Raw genomic sequence first — 16,573 nt, forward strand, 5'->3', positions numbered from 1 at the left:
AGCACGCTGCGCCGCAAGGTCTGGCGGAGCACGTGGCGATGAAGGTCACTGCGCCGTGAATGGCCCGACCCTAGACAGGGTTGTACTGACGCTGGTCGGGTGTCGTGATGCTGTCCAGCACGGTCTGGGCAAAAAGCGTTTCGTATTGATCCAGCATCAGGTCCAGGTTCAGCAGCGACGCGACGCTGTTGCGCGCCTGGGCACTGAGGCGCGCCAGCAGGCTGGGCTGCTGGTGCAGCTTGAGCATCGCCAGCCCCAGCGAATCGGGATCGTCCGGGCTACACAACAGACCGTTGAGCTGGTCCTGGATGATTTCCGTCAATCCACCCATGCGGCTGGCGATGACCGGACGGGAATAGGCGCAGGCCTCCACCGCCACCATGCCGAAAGGCTCGTTCCAGATGGACGGCACCACCGCCACGTCGATCTGGCTGTAGAACGCTTCGGGCTTCTGGTAACCGACAAAACTGATGTTCGGTGAGGTCACCATGGCCTTGAAGCGTTTCTCATCGTTGATCTGTCCGCGTCCGGCGATCTGCAACGTCGCGTTGAATGGCAGATGCTGGAATTGATCGATCAGCCAGCCGACGCCCTTGGAATCCGACAGGGTGCCCAGATAGCCGAAGCGCAATGGCGCGTTGGTCGGCTCTGCCGTTTGCGGATCAATAATGCGCTGCTGTGGCAGGGCCATCGGGATGGGGCTTGCGTTGTGCACCACGTAGCCTTTGGCGCCCTTGAAATAACCCTGGGCCTGCAATGTGTCGAGCATGTACTGGCTGACGCCTACCACGGTGCTGACCTGGGCTGAACGCTCGTCATGGCCCTTGCGAAACTGTTTGCACATCACGCATTGACGCTGGCAGCTGTGGCCTTTCTTGAACATGGTGCTGCTGGGGCAGAGCAGATAGAGGTCATGAAGCACCTGAACGATGGGGCGGCCTGACGCAGTGATTTCATCCCACGCCGAGACCGACCAGCCGGTCAGGTTATGGCACACCACCAGGTCCGGCTGCTCCATTTCCATGACCTGACTGACGTACTCGCGCATGCCCACGTTGTAGCGGTCACGCAGGTGCCAGCCGAGTCGGATCAGACGGCCGGGCCGCTGCGCCGTGAAATGCCAGTACAGGTTATGCAGACCGGCGCGATAGACCTTGATCTGGTTGACCGCCGTCATGTGCAATCCCGGCTGATCGGTGGTGGCCAGTACGGCGACGCTATGGCCGCGTTTCTGTAGTCCTTCGACGGTGCGCTGCAAAATGATTTCCGCGCCGCCGCCGATGTCGGGTGCGTAGAGGCTGCTGATAAAGAGAATTTTCATAGAGGATATGACCTGTTGAGGCCCAGCACGCCAGCCTCGCCATCGTTGATGGCCTGCTCGATCAGGCTCAGACGCTGTCCGGCATCACAACGCCTGGCGATCACGCGCAGCAGGCAGAAAAACACCCAGCGGTTGATTCGGTAGAGCAGAGGGGACGACGCCCAGACGTTTTTATCGAACCAGGCCTGGTTGCGTGCGCCGTAATAAGCGCGCAGATCCGAGCCGGCCAGCAAATAGTTTTCGTAGACATTGCGGGTACGCGCCTTGATGTTCCAGGAGTCTTCCAGATCATCAAGCAGCGCCTCGGGCACTAGATAAATCCGCCCGCCACCGGCGGTGATCCGCCAGGTGTATTCACTGTCATCGGCGTACAGCTTCAGCGCTTCAAGCGGCAGGCCGATCTTGATGTAAAGGCTGCGATGGGCCAGCAATCCGCCGTAAGTGGCAAAGGGCAACTGCACGGTCTGCGGCACAGTGTGATCGGCCGCAGGCTTGCCCCAGGGCAGACGGCGCCAGATCTTGTAAGGCAGCTGGGCGATGTGAAAACCGAAGAAGCTGGACCTCAGTTGAACCGCGAATCGTCGGGGTACGCCTGCTGCAATGTCAGCCTGATGCGTGGGACGAAATCCGAGCACCGCCGTCTTGTCCCGGCCATCGATGACTTCTCGCTGGTGGAGATGATGGTGAAGCACTTCGATGGCGTTGATGGTAGGTGCGTTGTCGTCATCCATCAGCCAGATGTATTCGGCCCCGGCATCCAGCGCGGCCTGGATGCCGACTGAATAACCGTGTGCCGAACCGGTGTTGTGTTCCAGCCGGATGACTTCGACCTGACCGGGCCACTTGCTGCTCAGATTCTGCAGCGGCGCGACCGAAGCGTTACTGACGATGATGACCCGCTCGATCAGCGGGCTTTCCAGCGAACGGCTGACCAGCGTGTGCAGATAGTTGAAACGATCACCATAGGTGAGCGTCACCAGAGTGGTCCGGTGGGTCATGGTCTGTATCCGGTGGTGGCGTGAAGGGGATTGCCGATGGTCGTGGTGTGAGTGGTTGGCAGGCACTTGTTGTTGATACGAGGCGATGTCTGCCGCAAGACCTGCAGTCATTGCCGCATTGCGCGAAGCCTCAAGCCCGCGCTTCCATCCGCGCCAGACTGCTGATTGGCAGCACGACTTTCTGCTGACGTTGCAGCATGTTGAGCAGGATCACGGCACGTTCGGTGCCGTCGTTGGCCAGGAAGATGGCTTCGACGTCGCAAAAACCACCCGCCTTGATCAGCACCGGCTCGCCCTGGGTAAACACCATTCTTGGCGCCGGTGCAGACAACCGCTGGCGGATCTGCTCGATCAACTCGTCACGCACCGGCACCGGGTGTCCGCCGAAGGTGACGATGCGTGCCACTCCACGTGTCGAGCGGATCGGGTACCAGTTGTCATGCACCTGATCCATGCGGATGAAAAGGTAGCCCGGGAACAGTTCCTCTTCGACCGAAGTCCGGTTGCTACGCTTTCTTTCCCCCGACTTGAGTGGCCGGTAGCACTCGAAATGCTGGCGCTGCAAGTGCTCCTCGGCACGGGCTTCCTGGCGGGGTTTGGTCTGGATCAGATACCAGCGGGCGGGACGTTCGGATAAGGACATGGGACTCACTCCGCTGCCAGTTGCGAGGAAGGGAGAAGTGTTGGGTCCTGACCGATCCGCACGAACGGATCGTTGGCAACCTGCAGATCGTGGGTCGTGCACTGGTTCAGCAGCGCCTGCACCTGTTCCAGACTGTTGAACATCAGCACGTCAATGATCGACAGGTCACTGACGAAGGGCTGGCCCAGTTGCGGGTACGTGACGGGACGCATGGAGAAAAAGCGCAGCAGCAGACCGTTGCGGGCAAAGCGGTCGCGGTCGTAAAGCTGCATGCCGCCCAGCGGGTTGAGCACCGAGGTGGCGGACAGCGCGTGTGCGACTTGGATCACCCGATCCTGCCTGTCGGTGCATTGGTTGATCCTCAGGTCGGAGCCGCGAATGATCGGCGTATCGATCTGCAGATAAGCGCACAGCTCACGCAGGGTGTTTTCCGCATACAGCGCCAGGTTGTATTGCGGATGGCGGATCAGTCGCTCCAGCAACGGCATCACCTGCGCAAAGTACGGCGCCCGGCGATAGTTCTGAGCGATGACATTGATCAGCCGACTGGCTTCGTCGGAAAAATTGTCGATCAGGCTGCGCTGCATGATGGGCAGCTCGAAGTGATCCTTCTTCAGCGGGAAGGTGATCAGTCGGGCCTGGCCGTTGCTCAGGATCCGGTTGCGATTTACCCAGCCCGCCCGGATGTACTGCAGGTCGTCGCCCAGGACGAAGACATCAGCGGCTGCGATCAACTGGAAGTAGCCCAGATAGGGAAACAGGTAGGGCTGCATCATTGCTACGGTTCTGGCCATGATTAATTCCTTTTAGGGCTTGAAGAGAGCGTTTTCCGGGGCGTTCATTTGTTGACGGGGTGGTAGTTGTAGCCATACGCCGCGCAGTCGTAGTCCGAGGTGGTTGCCTTGCGGACTACGGCGTTGAAGATGGCGCCTTTGATCAGAATGCCGTTTTGGCCGAGCCGGCGTTTGCAGGCCTCGATTTCCTTGAGCGTGGTGATGCCGAAGCGTGCGACCAGCAGGCAGGTGCCCGCCTGACGACCGACCAGCGTGGCATCGGTTACCGCGAGGATGGGCGGGGTGTCTACCAGGATCAGGTCGTACAACGGCGACAGCTCGGTGAGCATCTTGTTGAAGTTGTCGTGCATCAGCAGTTCGGAAGGGTTGGGCGCCGCGAAGCCGCAGGAGATGAAGTCCAGATGGCGAATCTGGGTGTGATTGATGACCTCGGTGCATTTCAATCGGGCAGCCAGGGTGTCGGACAGACCGTGTTTGGGTTGCAGGCCGAAGATCCGGTGCAGGTAGCCCTTGCGCATGTCGGCGTCGATGAGCAGTACGCGTTTGCCGGTCTGGGCAATGATCGCCGCCAGGTTGCTGGACACGAACGACTTGCCCGCGCCGGGCGACGGGCTGGAAATCATCAGCACGTTGTTGCGCGCTTCGAGCATCGCGAAATGCAGGCTGGTGCGCAGGCTGCGCAAGGACTCGATAGCCAGTTCATTGGGCGCCGCAATGCTCAGCAGCTTTGATTCCTTGGGCGCACCGCCGCCCTTGGTGGTTTTCTCCAGACGGTCCTGCTGGCGAGAGTAGGGCAGCGACGCATACACCGGCATGCCGCTGTTTTCGATGACCTCGGCGCTTTCCACGCCGCGGTAGAAGGCCTGGCGAACAAAGATGATGGTCACCGCTACCAGTGCCCCGACCAGCGTGGCCAGCAGCACAACCAGGGTTTTCATCGGCTTGACCGGCCTTTCGACGTTGGTATCGGCGTTGTCGATAACCCGCACGTTACCGATGCTTCCTGCGCGCAGAATGTCCTGCTCCTGGCTCTTGTTGAGCATCAGGGTGTAGGTCTGGCTGGTGACCTGCATGTCGCGGGTCAGACGCAGCAGTTCCTGTTGCGTCATCGGCAGGGCCTCGATCTTCTTCAGCAGGCCCTGTTTCTGTTGTTCAAGCTGGCTCATCTGACTCATCAGACTGCGATAGGTCGGGTGTTCCTGGGTGTACAGCCGTTCGATCTCGACGCGCTTGAGCTTGAGTTCCGACAGCATCGAGTCCAGCTTGACCACCTGATCCAGCACGCCTTTGGTCTCGATGCTCAGGTCCACCGATTTGGCACTGGTCTGAAAGTTGTTCAGGGCCACTTCGGACTCTTCCAGCTGCTTGCGCACCATGGGCAGTTGCGAGCGCAGGAATTGCAGGCGCTGTGCGGCTTCGGCCGAGCTGCGCTCAACGTTCTGGCGCACATAGAGGTGGCTCACCTCGTCCAGAATCTTGTTGGCCTTGTCGGCGTCCTGATCCTCGATGGACAGGTAAATAATTCCCGAATCCTTGCCTGCTTCGGTGATCTTCAGGCGATTCTGGTAGATCAGTGCCGAGGTCAGGGTTCGCTGGCGCGAAATGGTGAATTCGGTGCCAGGGTGCGCATGCAAGGCAGCGACCTGAATCTTTACGCCGTTACCCTCGACGATCCGGTTGATGGCGCCACTGAGCAACAGGTTGTGATCGCTGTCATACAGCGAAAACTGGCCGGGGGTGCCTGCCACCAGCGTCAGCTTTTCGCCCAGCAGGGCTTCGGGTACTTCCAGCTGGAAGACATGGATTTTCTCGCCGCCCCAAGCGTACTGGGTCAGGCCGAACAGCGGCTCGGCCAGCGCACCTTCGTATTCAGGCTTGAACGTGCGATAGAGATAGGGACCGATGACCGGAAAGAAATCGGGCGTCTGGACCAGATTCAGTTTCAGGTCGTCCACCACCTTGCCAAGCAGGGCTCGGGATTTGATCAGCTCGATTTCAGTGGTGGCCTGGGACACCGACGACGGCTTGTTGTTGACCTCGGGTGTGCCCTCGATGCCGACTTTCTTCGGCTCGATCTGAATCATCGCACTGGCCTGAAACACCGGCGTGGCGAGAATCGCATACGCAAGCCCGGCCAGGAAAAACAGGCTGACAGTCCAGATGATCAAGGCCTTGTGATCGAACAACATGCGCAAGATAGTTGCCAGATCGATCCGGGTGTCCTGGTAGTAGTCCAGGGAGGGACGGTTCATGACGGTCATTTATCTTGTTTCTCCTAACTGAAGATGGGGGAGCCAGTCATCGATGCATCGCGAGAGATGCTGATAGGTCTTTTCAAAGGCTGACTTGGGTCGTCGATACGGGTCTGCTATTTCCAGCGTCTGCCGCCATTTGCCGAGCAGAAAGGTTCTGCCGCGCACTTCCGGCGCCAGCTTGAGAATTCGCGAAAAATGCGCCTGCTCCATGAGCAGGATCAGGTCCGCCTGATGCAGCAGATGCCGGTTCACCTGTCGCGCCTCATGGCGGCGGGTCGGCACCTGATGCGACTGCAGGACGGCCTTGGCCAGCGGATCCATGGCCGAGCCGGACAGGGCGGCGATGCCTGCCGACTGAATGCGCACTTCCGGGGCTGCCAGGCGGTGACGCAACAGCGCGACAGCCATCGGGCTGCGGCAGATGTTGCCGACGCACACCACCAGCACGTTACTGAACATGGGCTTTGCCGGTGGCCGACCAGAGCCGTTTGCTCAGGTTGACGGCAAAGTTGCGCGCCACCATCAACAGCGTCTGCAGCTTGTGGCGCGGCTCCAGCGCCGACAGCGACAGGCAGACCGTCTGCATCAGGAAGTATTCGTACAGCGCCTGGTTGCCCAGTCGGTTGTAGTAGTTGGCCAGGCTCGAGCAAGTCTGCAGACTCATGTGCAACTTGCGTTTGTCGCTGCGCATCGAGAACACGCCGCCCGGATGCAATCGGTAAGCAGCCGGCTTGATCTCGGCAATGAACTTGCCCTTGCCGTAGGCACCCAGCAGCGACCACCAGCACAGGTCGTTCAACGGCGCGATGCGAATGTGCAGTTCGGGTGGCATGGCGCTGAACACGTTGCGAAAGCAGGTGGTCAGGGTCGAAATGCGGCGCGCCTTCTGCAGCTCCAGGCTGGTGGCGTCGGCGCGCAGATCGCCTTGCAGCTGAATGCCGTACTGGCCGTTCTCGTCGAATGCGAACGCGTCGTGGTAGGTAATGACGTAGTCGGGATGACTCTCAAGAAAGTCCACCTGCAGTTGCAGCTTGCGCGGGTCGGTCCAGTAGTCGTCGGCCTCGCAGTAGGCGATGTAACGCCCACGCGCCTTGGCGAATAGATTCGGTACACAGGGAATGCCCTGGCTGTACTGGTTGGTCTGTTGATAGAAGGCCCGGATGATCGTTGGGTGGCGTTCGGTGTACTGCGCGATGATGCGGGCCGTGCCGTCGGTGGACGCATCGTCGTGGACCAGAATCTCGTAGCTGAACGAGGTTTGCTGGGACAGAAAGCCATCCAGCGTCTGGGCGATGAACGCTTCCTGATTGTAGGCCGGGCAAACGATGCTCAGCAGCGGCGGCTGGTGCTCCGGACGCGTCGTGCCGGCTTTTTTTGCAGTGACATCCATGGCTCATGTACTCGGTTTGCTGAACAAGATGTAAATCTTCAATGCCAGTGGCTTGTAGCTCGCGGCGACCAGCGCAAGGGTGATGAAGCCGCTCGTCGCTAAGGCCAGAAACAGGCTGGTGCGGCTCTGACCGGCGATCAGGTCGAACACCGGCTGACTGATGAAAAGGCCCGCTGCAGTCATCACGCTGATGCGCAGGATGTCGCGCAGCCACTGGCCATGAATGCCCGGTGCGAGACGTTGATGGACGATCATCGGCCAGATGGCGAACGACGCTGCACGCAGAAAGAACCAGGCCAGCGCCGCGCCGTATACGCCTTGAAAGTGAATGGCCAGAAACAGGGTCGGCACGGTGATGACGGCTGAAATGACGCTGTACCAGAGGTGCAGGTGCATCTGGCCGTAGGCGTACTGCAGGTAGAACTGAAAGGCGCTGGCCGCCATGATCGCGCTGCCCAGCGCATACCAACTCAGGATCGGCCGGCTCCAGCGCGCGGCGTCGGCATCGCCTGTCCAGGCGAGCACCAGCGGTTCGGCATGCAGCGCAATGACTGCCGCCAGTGGAAACAGAAAGGTGCAGACGAAACGGTGGGCCGCCAGAAACAGGGTGTGCATGTCGTCGCGTCTGCCTTCGGCCATCAGTACGGTCAGGCGCGGCAGCAGGGTCTGCACCAGCGGGTTGGTCAGCATCATGATGCCGGTGGTCATCAACGCCACCAGCGAGAAGTAACCGTACTGGTCCAGCGGCAGCAGACTGGACAGCAACGCCTTGTCCATCTGGGTCAGCACGATCCACAACACCGCGCTGAGCGACATGCTCGCCGCGAAGGGCAGGATCGGCCTGACCCGTTGCCAGTCGAAACCGTTGGACCAGTGTGCAACCGGCATCTGCTGCCAGGCCCGGGTCGCGAAGATCAAGGCTTCGATCAGCCCCACGACGACCTGAAATTCGAAGAAGTCCTGCGGGTCCTGCGAGAACTGGCTGACCAGCACCAGGCCGCCGAAATAGCGCAGGGTGGCAATCAACACGTTGACCGCATTCAGCCAGGCATGCTGCTCAAGGCCCTGGATACCGCTTTTGTACAGGGTCGAATACAGCCGCAGCGCAATCACCACTCCCATCAGGCCGATGCAGTTGATCAGCGTCTGTGGTTGTAGCGTATTGGCGTTGAGCCAATGTGTCGCAATCCACGAGCTGGCCAGGTAGATCGTCGTGCAACTGATGATCGCCATCGGCAGGAACATCAGCTCGAAGGAACGCAGCAGACGGCCCGCCGCATGTTCACTGGCAGGCGCTCCCTGTCCATGAGCCACGGCACGCACCAGGCTGGGTGACAATCCTGCGTCGAGCAGTTGCAGCCATGCCTGCAGCACGGTGAAGAACCCGATCAGTCCATAGGCTTCGGCGCCAAGATGGCCGAGGTAGAAGGGCAGGATCAGAATTCCGACCAGCAGGACGTAGGCCTGACCGACGTAGTTCAGGGCGGTGTTGCGAATCACGGACCGTTTGCTGGACATGTCTATCAAATGACCTGGGCAATGACAGGGCTTTGGTAACTCAGGCGGTCCAGGCTGCAGGATTCGAGCAGGGTCTGGATGATCCGGTCCTGGTCGTCCTTGAGCAGACCGGGGTAGATCGGCAGGCACAGCACGCGCTCGCTCAACGCGCGGGAGACGGGCTGTCCTGGTTGCGGTTGCAGGTACTCGAGGGTGTCGAGCGACGGATAGAAGTAGCGCCGAGGGTTGATCTCGCGCAGGTTGAGCGCCGACCGCACCTCCAGCAGCGCCTGTTCGTCACGCAGGCCGATCGGGTAATAGCTGTGGTTCAGCTCGCTGTCGGCCTGTGTTTCCTGCAGGTCCAGATAGTTTTCAAGCCGCGAGGTGTAGCGATGGGCAATCTCGGCACGTTCTTCGAGGATGTTCTCGATGTTGTCCAGAATGCACAGACCCATGGCCGCCGAGAACTCGTTGAGCTTGGCGTTGATGCCGATGCCGTCAATCTTGTCGACGTCAGCAATACCGAAATTGCACAACAGGTACGCGCGTCTGGCCAGTTCGTCATCATTGGTGATGATCGCGCCGCCTTCGATCGTGTGGAACAGCTTGGTCGCATGAAAACTGAGCGTGCTGATATCACCCCGGTTGAGCACTGACTGACCGGCGTGACGTACGGCAAACGCATGGGCACCGTCATACACAACCTTGAGTTTGTGCCTGCGTGCGATCTCCTCGATTGCGTCCACCGCGCACGGATTACCAAACACATGGGTGCCGACGATTGCGGTGGTGTCTTCTTCGATACGGCTTTCAATGTGCCGGGGCGAGATGTTCCAGGTGGCGGGGTCGATATCGGCAAAGATCGGCCGTATGCCTTCCCACTGCAACGAGCTGCTGGTCGCCACGAAGCTGAACGGCGTCGTCACTGCACTGCCACTCAGGCCCAGCGCGCGGTACGCCACCTGCAGGGCGAGCGTGCCGTTATTGGTCAGGATGATGTGCCGGACCCCCAGGTATTCCTTGAGTCTGTTTTCAAGCTCGCCGGCCAGCGGACCGTGATTGGTCAGCCAGCCGCGTGCATAGATCCCCTCGACATACCGCTTGAACTTGTCGATATCACCAAGGTAAGTCTTGGTCACGTTAATCATCGAAGCCTCCATGTTCCTGTGTATCACTGTGTAGCGAGGGTTGATTCAGAGCATTGGCGATTGCCGTGTATCGGTTTCAGGAGGCGAAATGCCGGTCTGCGCGCTGACGCGTGCAGCCCGTTGCTGGGTATGGTCGAGAATCAGGCGGGTCACCCGGCTGCCACTGTGTGGGTCACCGAAATGGAAGATCGCCGTGGCACGTTTAAGACCCGGGCCGCAGGCCTGATTGGCGTGCAGAGTGCGATAACCCCAGAACAGGTAGATATCGCCGGGCTGCAGTTTCAGTACCTTGGGCTTGAGCCATTCGTGCCTGATCGCAACCCGCATGGCCCAGCGCGTGAGGCGGTTTTGCAGCAGCGACTTCTCGATGATGTTGAGCGCGATGTGCTGGCGGACGTTGCGCAGATTGGGAAACAGCATCAGGTCGCCGCATTCCTCGCCCTCGGTCGGGATGTAGATCGGAATCAGCGCGGTCACCAGACTGGCGTCGTAGTGAAAGCAATTGGACTCACGCAACCCCTGTTCGCCCTGAACGCAGCGCAACACAGGAAAGATCTGATCGCTGATGCTTTGCCGCTGCGCGCCATGCTCATAAAGCTGGCCCAGCAGGTGTTTGAATTCAGGCGTCGACCACAGACTGGCCAACAGACTTTCACTCAATGCTGTTTCACCGTGATAGGCGAAGTACTCACCGGGGTGCTGCGAAGCCTGTCGGTCGGTAAAGGCTCTCAGTTGCTCAAGGTCGGTGTCGTTGAGTACGTTCTTTAATCGTGCGAAACCCTGGGTATCCATGTCCTGGGCCAAGTGTTGAATATGTTGCGTATCGAAATCGGGTAGGCAGGGCATTCAGTGGCACCTCGGTTCAGGGGAGGCGGACAACCAAATACATACAACTGGCTGCTGAGTGGAAAAACGGTCTATCGGGCACGCTACCGCCCGAATCATGCGATCCATGCTCTACATCTATCCAACGAATGCCCACGCGACACTTCTTGAACCGACGGCACGTGGCAGATTGCTTCAGGCAATGCTACCGCCACACCGAGCGCGCTCAGTAAATTCAAGGCTTTTATGAGTCAACAGACATCCACCAGCGCCGATAAGGCACTGTGGAAACAACTAACTTCGCGGGCAGAACAACAAATAGCGACAGCTTGACAACATCCAGCGCAGTGCACTGTGGCATTAGCGTACAAACCAGGAGGTGCCTGACAGTGCTATATATTGGTAGCGTCAGCGATTCTGTCAAATTATTTCGTCAGCTTTCTGTTAAATTTTTGATAAATGGTTTCACGCAATTATTAACCCGTTGATTTTATTGGGCGTCAAAAAACAAACATTATGCTAAGCCTGTGAATTGACAGTTTTCAGGCGTCTTTACAGTGCGTGATTCCTGTCAACGCAGTGATCGAAGACTGACTCAAATTAATCACTGTTTGCAGTTGTCTCAATTGACGATAAAGCGGGTTTTATTATTGGTGTGTGCCTGAAGTGACGGTGAGTGCAGTCAAGTGGGGCGTTTTGCGGGAGTGGAAGATGCGCCTGGGCATAGCGCGCTGCCGAACTTTCTGAAAGCCCCGGCGGTATCGGACAGATGGCAGAGCGGCCTACGCCGGTGGCGACCCTCTATCAATCTCCGGATCGCAGTCTGCGATGCGTCTTATATTCATAAAAAGAATATATAAATATCAATTGATAATTTTTGGTTCTATATCGAATCGTGCATGATGACCTTACAGGCCTGGTTGCGATGACCCTTTAGCGAGTTCGAATGCTGCATCGCACAGGCCGCGCCAGTCAGAGGAACCGTCATGAAAGAGTCAACCCTGTATTTCGATTACGCCGCCACCACGCCTGTCGACGAGCGCGTCATCAAGGTGATGGTCGACTGTCTGGGGCTCTCGGGCAATTTCGGGAATCCCGCTTCCAGTTCCCATGGCTTCGGACGGAGTGCTCGCCTTGCTGTTGAGAACGCCCGTCAACAGGTCGCAGGTCTGGTGGGTGCCCAGGCCTCACAGATCATCTGGACCTCCGGAGCGACAGAGTCCAACAATCTGGCCCTGAAGGGTGTCGCTCAGGAACGGGCAGGGCGCCTTGGCAAGCCCGGCGGGCACATCATCACCAGTCAGATCGAACACAAGGCTGTGCTCGATACGGCGCAGCAGCTGCAGGCAGGTGGTTTCACCGTCACGTACCTGGCGCCTGATGCCGATGGTCTGATCAGCGCCGATGCCGTCAGTGCTGCCTTGCGTGAGGACACCTTTCTGGTGTCACTGATGCTGGTCAACAATGAGTTGGGGACGGTCAATGACGTCGCCGAGATCGGTCGGCGGGTTCGCGGTCACGGCGCGTTGCTGCATGTCGATGCGGCACAGGGCGCGGGCAAGATCGGGATTGATCTGGGCAGCCTTGCGGTCGACCTGATGTCATTTTCCGCTCACAAGATTTACGGCCCCAAAGGCATTGGTGCCTTGTACGTCGGCCCTCGCGCGGAGCAGCGTGTATTGGCGCAGATTCATGGCGGTGGACATGAGTCCGGGTTGCGTTCCGGTACTCTGGCCACCCATCAGATTGCGGGTATGGGCGCTGCGTTTGCATTGGCAGGCGAGACGTTTGGCCAGGAAATCCCCGAAATCGAGCGCCTTAATGGCCTGCTTCTCGAGCAACTGAGTGGTATTCCCGGTCTCTGTATCAATGGCAGTCCTTCAAAAAGGATTGCCCACACGCTGAGCCTCACATTTGGTAACCATGATTTGAATGCCGCTGCACTGGCGCAGCACCTCGCGTTCTCTTCGACATCGGCGTGCAATTCAGCCAAAAATACCCCCTCGCACGTACTGCTTGCACTGGGCCTTAGCCCTCAGGCAGCCAGTCAGACCATCCGTCTGAGCATCGGGCGCTTTACCCGCGAGCAGGATATCCGCCGTGCCGCCGAGGCGATTCGTGCAAGCGTCATCCAGCCTGCTTTCTGGGCGGTTGCTCACGCTTGAGGAGTGCTCCATTATCTGACGGGTGATAGCCGCCATTTTCGGTCAGCAGGAGAACCAATGAGTACGCAAGCGAGCGCCAGTAACACCGTGGCAGAACGATTGGCGCTAACACGCGCCTTGATGAGCAGGGAGCGCATCGATGCCTATCTGGTGCCGTCGGCAGACCCTCATCTCTCCGAATATCTGCCCGGTTACTGGCAAGGGCGCCAGTGGTTGTCGGGTTTTCACGGCTCCGTGGGCACGCTGATCATTACCCAGAGTTTCGCTGGCGTGTGGGCGGACAGTCGCTATTGGGAGCAGGCAACCAAGGAACTGGCCGGCAGTGGCATCGAACTGGTCAAATTGATTCCCGGTCAGCAAGGGCCACTTGAATGGCTCGCTGATCAGGCGACTGCCGAGACTGTGGTTGCGGTTGACGGAGCTGTGCTGGCGGTGGCGTCTTCACGCACCCTGGCGAGCAAGCTGTATGCGTGCGGTGCCCGGTTGCGGACCGACATCGATCTGCTCATCGAACTCTGGCAGGATCGCCCGGCGTTGCCGGTCAGCCCGGTCTACGAACATCTGCCGCCCCAGGCATCGGTCTCGCGCCGCGACAAACTGAATCTGGTTCGCAAGGCGATGAGCGAAAAGGGCGCGGATTGGCATTTCGTTCCGACGCTGGATGACATTGCCTGGCTGTTCAATCTGCGTGGTTCCGACGTTTCGTACAATCCGGTGTTTATCTCCTTCACCCTGATTGGCCCGCAAAGCGTCACATTGTTTGTCGACTCGAAGAAGGTGAGTGCCGAGGTCCGTCGCCATCTGGAGCAGGATGGCGTCAACCTGATGGAGTACACGCAAATCGGTGCCGCGTTGCGTGAGCTGCCAAAGTCGGCACGGTTGCTGGTCGACCCGGCTCGTGTAACCTGCGGGCTGCTGGATTATCTGGACAGCGAAGTCACCCTGGTCGAAGGGCTGAATCCAAGCACCTTGCTGAAGTCGCAGAAGACCGAGGCCGACACTGGGCATATTCGTCAGGCCATGGAACAGGATGGCGCAGCGCTCTGTGAGTTCTTCGCCTGGCTGGACAGCGCGCTGGGGCATCAGCCGGTCAGCGAACTGACCATCGATGAGAAACTGACTGCGGCGCGCGAACGCCGTCCGGGTTACATCTCTGCCAGTTTCGCAACCATCGCAGGCTTCAATGCCAATGGTGCCATGCCGCATTACCGGGCCACCGAAGCCGAACACGCGCAGATCGAAGGTGACGGCCTGTTGCTGATCGACTCTGGCGGACAATACTTGGGCGGCACGACAGATATCACCCGTATGGTCGCGATAGGCACGCCTTCCCTCGAGCAGAGGCAGGATTGCGCCCGCGTGCTGAAAGGCGTCATCGCGCTTTCGCGTACACATTTCCCCAAGGGCATTCTTTCGCCTCTGCTGGACGCCATTGCCCGTGCACCGCTCTGGACCGAGGGCGTCAACTACGGGCATGGCACCGGTCATGGAGTCGGCTATTTCCTGAACGTACACGAGGGGCCGCAAGTCATCGCTTATCAGGCACCGGCCACCCCACAGACAGCCATGCTTGCGGGCATGATCACGTCAATCGAGCCGGGAACCTACAGGCCGGGACGCTGGGGCGTGCGTATCGAGAATCTGGTGATCAACCAGGAAGCGGGAAAGACCGAGTTCGGTGAGTTTCTGAAGTTCGAAACCTTGACCCTCTGCCCGATCGATACGCGATGCATCGAGCTTTCGATGCTGAGTCTTGAAGAGCGGCAGTGGCTCAATGACTACCACGCGCACGTCAATCAACGTTTAAGCCCGCTGCTTGAAGGCGCTGCGCTGCAGTGGCTGCAGGCGCGAACCGCTGCGATCTGATTGCGGGTGTCGGTTGCCGCAGTCTCAGGACTTCGGCAACTCATTGCTCAGCGATGAGCCTTTTTTACAGACGATGATCATGCTGCGACTGGTGTAGCCGGCCGGATTGAGGCCGAACGGGTAATCCTCTGGCTCTGCCTCTGCGTCACCCGACTTGGCGATGACCCTGAAGGTCCCTGACTGGCAGGTATTGGTCGCGAGTTCGTAACATTTGGCCCAGGACGATGAAAGCCCGGAGCAGTTGATGTGAATCCCGCGCTTGGTCTGCTTGACGGGTTTCGAGGTTGCCGCACAACCCGCCATGGCCAGAACGGCCACCGCGATAAAGATGAATTTCATTCCTTTCCTTAAGCAAACCATTACTTGAGCGCCTTACGTGCCTGAGTTTCTTATTATGCGTTTCGTAGATGACACGCAGACCGATCTCGAAAATGAGATGGGCTACGGCCTAAACATGGCTCAAGCGCGTGACAATTACCAGTGCCTTGTGACTGGTTCCTGATAAAGACGTTCAGTCCGCGGGCACCAGCTGGGGTTTGGTCGGTGTCGAGCCCAGCGTCGCTCCAATCGAGGCCACGATGATTGCGCCGATGGCCAGCCACTGGGTAAGCGACAGATCCTCATGAAGAAAAATCAGCCCTGACAGCGCCGCAAATACCGGTTCCAGGCTGGCGAGCGTGCCGAAGGTGCGTGCCGACATTCGGGTCAGTGCAACCATCTCCAGGCTGTAGGGCAGGGCAGTCGAGAGAACGGCGACGCCCAGTGCGGCGGGGATAAGCGAAACATCCAGCAAGGCGGCTCCCGCATGCACCACGCCGATGGGCGCTATGAAAAGGGCTGCGATAGTGACGCCCAACGCTGCGGTCTGAATGCCGTTGTCTGCGCCGGCTTTCTGTCCGAACAGGATGTAGGCCGCCCAGCAGACGCCAGCCCCCAGCGCATAACCTGCTCCGAGTAGATCAATGCTTGCACTCGACTCTCCTATGGGGATGAGCAGCAGGAGGCCGATCACAGCCAAGGCCACCCAGAGGAAATCGATCAACTTGCGTGAGGCCCACAGGGCCACGGCCAGTGGTCCCGTGAATTCAAGTGCGACGGCGATACCCAGCGGTACGGTCTGCAATGACATATAGAAAAGCATGTTCATGCTCCCCAGCGAAATACCGTAGAGCATTACCGTGCGCAACGACTTCGCCGTCAGGCGCGCGCGCCACGGCCGCAGTACTAATAGAAGAATCAGGCTGGCAAAGATAAGGCGCAGCGCGGTCGTTCCCTGGGCGCCGACTACCGGGAAAAGGCTCTTGGCCAAAGATGCACCGCTCTGGATTGATATCATTGCGATGATCAGCAACCCCAGAGGGAATAAAAGAGGTGCGATGTTACTGGGTTTGGCAGACATGTCGGTAAAGCGTCCTGTCAGGGCGGTGAAGTGAGGCATGCACATGATGCTGAATAATCGCCTTTTGGGCAATATATTGCGCATCTGAGTATTCCCTTCTATATAGCAGCGACGTTGGATATCTATTTTCCAGGGTTTTGAAAATAACGGTTGACGCGCTCGTTGAGGTGTCTATAATTCGCCCCACTTCCGGCGCAGACGGAAACGAAAAAGCCTTGAGATTCAATGAGTTACAAGGGTTTATCGAATGAGGTCAGCGAGGAAGTAGGTCG

The 16,573-nt window shown here is 58.8% G+C and carries 14 protein-coding genes; 2 read left to right on the plus strand and 12 right to left on the minus strand.

The window, feature by feature from the left end; all coding sequences use genetic code 11:
- Positions 1-70 precede the first annotated feature (70 nt).
- From AC0IXS_RS25170 to AC0IXS_RS25215, 10 genes are all read right to left on the minus strand, one after another.
- A complete protein-coding gene (locus tag AC0IXS_RS25170; RefSeq protein ID WP_137203303.1) occupies positions 71-1,321 on the minus strand; it encodes a glycosyltransferase family 4 protein in 1,251 nt (416 codons plus the stop codon).
- A complete protein-coding gene (locus tag AC0IXS_RS25175) occupies positions 1,318-2,319 on the minus strand; it encodes a glycosyltransferase (protein ID WP_057409636.1) in 1,002 nt (333 codons plus the stop codon). The genes AC0IXS_RS25170 and AC0IXS_RS25175 overlap by 4 nt, the downstream gene beginning before the upstream one ends.
- 130 nt (positions 2,320-2,449) lie before the next feature.
- Positions 2,450-2,962 (minus strand): transcription/translation regulatory transformer protein RfaH, encoded by a 513-nt coding sequence (gene rfaH, locus AC0IXS_RS25180; RefSeq protein ID WP_057409635.1) that lies wholly within the window; start codon positions 2,960-2,962, stop codon positions 2,450-2,452.
- A gap of 5 nt (positions 2,963-2,967) precedes the next feature.
- The gene (locus AC0IXS_RS25185) at positions 2,968-3,756 is read right to left on the minus strand and encodes a WbqC family protein (protein WP_057409634.1); all 789 of its coding nucleotides are present in this window, start codon (positions 3,754-3,756) and stop codon (positions 2,968-2,970) included.
- A gap of 44 nt (positions 3,757-3,800) precedes the next feature.
- Entirely contained in the window at positions 3,801-6,017 is a 2,217-nt protein-coding gene (locus AC0IXS_RS25190) for a polysaccharide biosynthesis tyrosine autokinase (RefSeq protein ID WP_471825988.1), read from the minus strand.
- Positions 6,018-6,470, minus strand: coding sequence for a low molecular weight protein-tyrosine-phosphatase (locus AC0IXS_RS25195; RefSeq protein ID WP_471825990.1), 453 nt, complete (start codon positions 6,468-6,470; stop codon positions 6,018-6,020). It lies immediately after the preceding gene.
- Positions 6,460-7,401, minus strand: coding sequence for a glycosyltransferase family 2 protein (locus AC0IXS_RS25200; RefSeq protein ID WP_057409631.1), 942 nt, complete (start codon positions 7,399-7,401; stop codon positions 6,460-6,462). Before AC0IXS_RS25200 ends, AC0IXS_RS25195 begins: the two co-directional genes overlap by 11 nt.
- Before the next feature lie 3 nt (positions 7,402-7,404).
- The gene (locus AC0IXS_RS25205) at positions 7,405-8,919 is read right to left on the minus strand and encodes a lipopolysaccharide biosynthesis protein (protein ID WP_471825991.1); all 1,515 of its coding nucleotides are present in this window, start codon (positions 8,917-8,919) and stop codon (positions 7,405-7,407) included.
- A 5-nt stretch (positions 8,920-8,924) separates the two neighbouring features.
- Positions 8,925-10,046, minus strand: a complete 1,122-nt coding sequence (locus AC0IXS_RS25210) for a DegT/DnrJ/EryC1/StrS family aminotransferase (RefSeq protein ID WP_057409629.1) — start codon at positions 10,044-10,046, stop codon at positions 8,925-8,927.
- 45 nt (positions 10,047-10,091) lie between these two features.
- Positions 10,092-10,892, minus strand: a complete 801-nt coding sequence (locus AC0IXS_RS25215) for a hypothetical protein (RefSeq protein ID WP_057409628.1) — start codon at positions 10,890-10,892, stop codon at positions 10,092-10,094.
- Between the two features lie 965 nt (positions 10,893-11,857).
- Here AC0IXS_RS25215 and AC0IXS_RS25220 point away from each other — a divergent pair.
- Together AC0IXS_RS25220 and AC0IXS_RS25225 are read left to right on the plus strand one after the other, a co-directional pair.
- Positions 11,858-13,036, plus strand: a complete 1,179-nt coding sequence (locus tag AC0IXS_RS25220) for a cysteine desulfurase family protein (protein ID WP_057409627.1) — start codon at positions 11,858-11,860, stop codon at positions 13,034-13,036.
- 57 nt (positions 13,037-13,093) lie between these two features.
- On the plus strand, positions 13,094-14,902 hold the full coding sequence (locus AC0IXS_RS25225; RefSeq protein ID WP_471825993.1) for an aminopeptidase P family N-terminal domain-containing protein: 1,809 nt from the start codon (positions 13,094-13,096) through the stop codon (positions 14,900-14,902).
- 24 nt (positions 14,903-14,926) lie between these two features.
- On the opposite strand, the gene AC0IXS_RS25230 is transcribed toward AC0IXS_RS25225, so the two are convergent.
- Together AC0IXS_RS25230 and rhtA are read right to left on the minus strand one after the other, a co-directional pair.
- Complete coding sequence (locus AC0IXS_RS25230; RefSeq protein WP_057409625.1) at positions 14,927-15,241, minus strand: hypothetical protein; 315 nt, start codon at positions 15,239-15,241, stop codon at positions 14,927-14,929.
- 172 nt (positions 15,242-15,413) lie between these two features.
- Entirely contained in the window at positions 15,414-16,301 is an 888-nt protein-coding gene (rhtA, locus tag AC0IXS_RS25235) for a threonine/homoserine exporter RhtA (RefSeq protein WP_057409644.1), read from the minus strand.
- Between the last annotated feature and the right edge of the window lie 272 nt (positions 16,302-16,573).

The organism is Pseudomonas sp. AC016, from assembly GCF_979253365.1.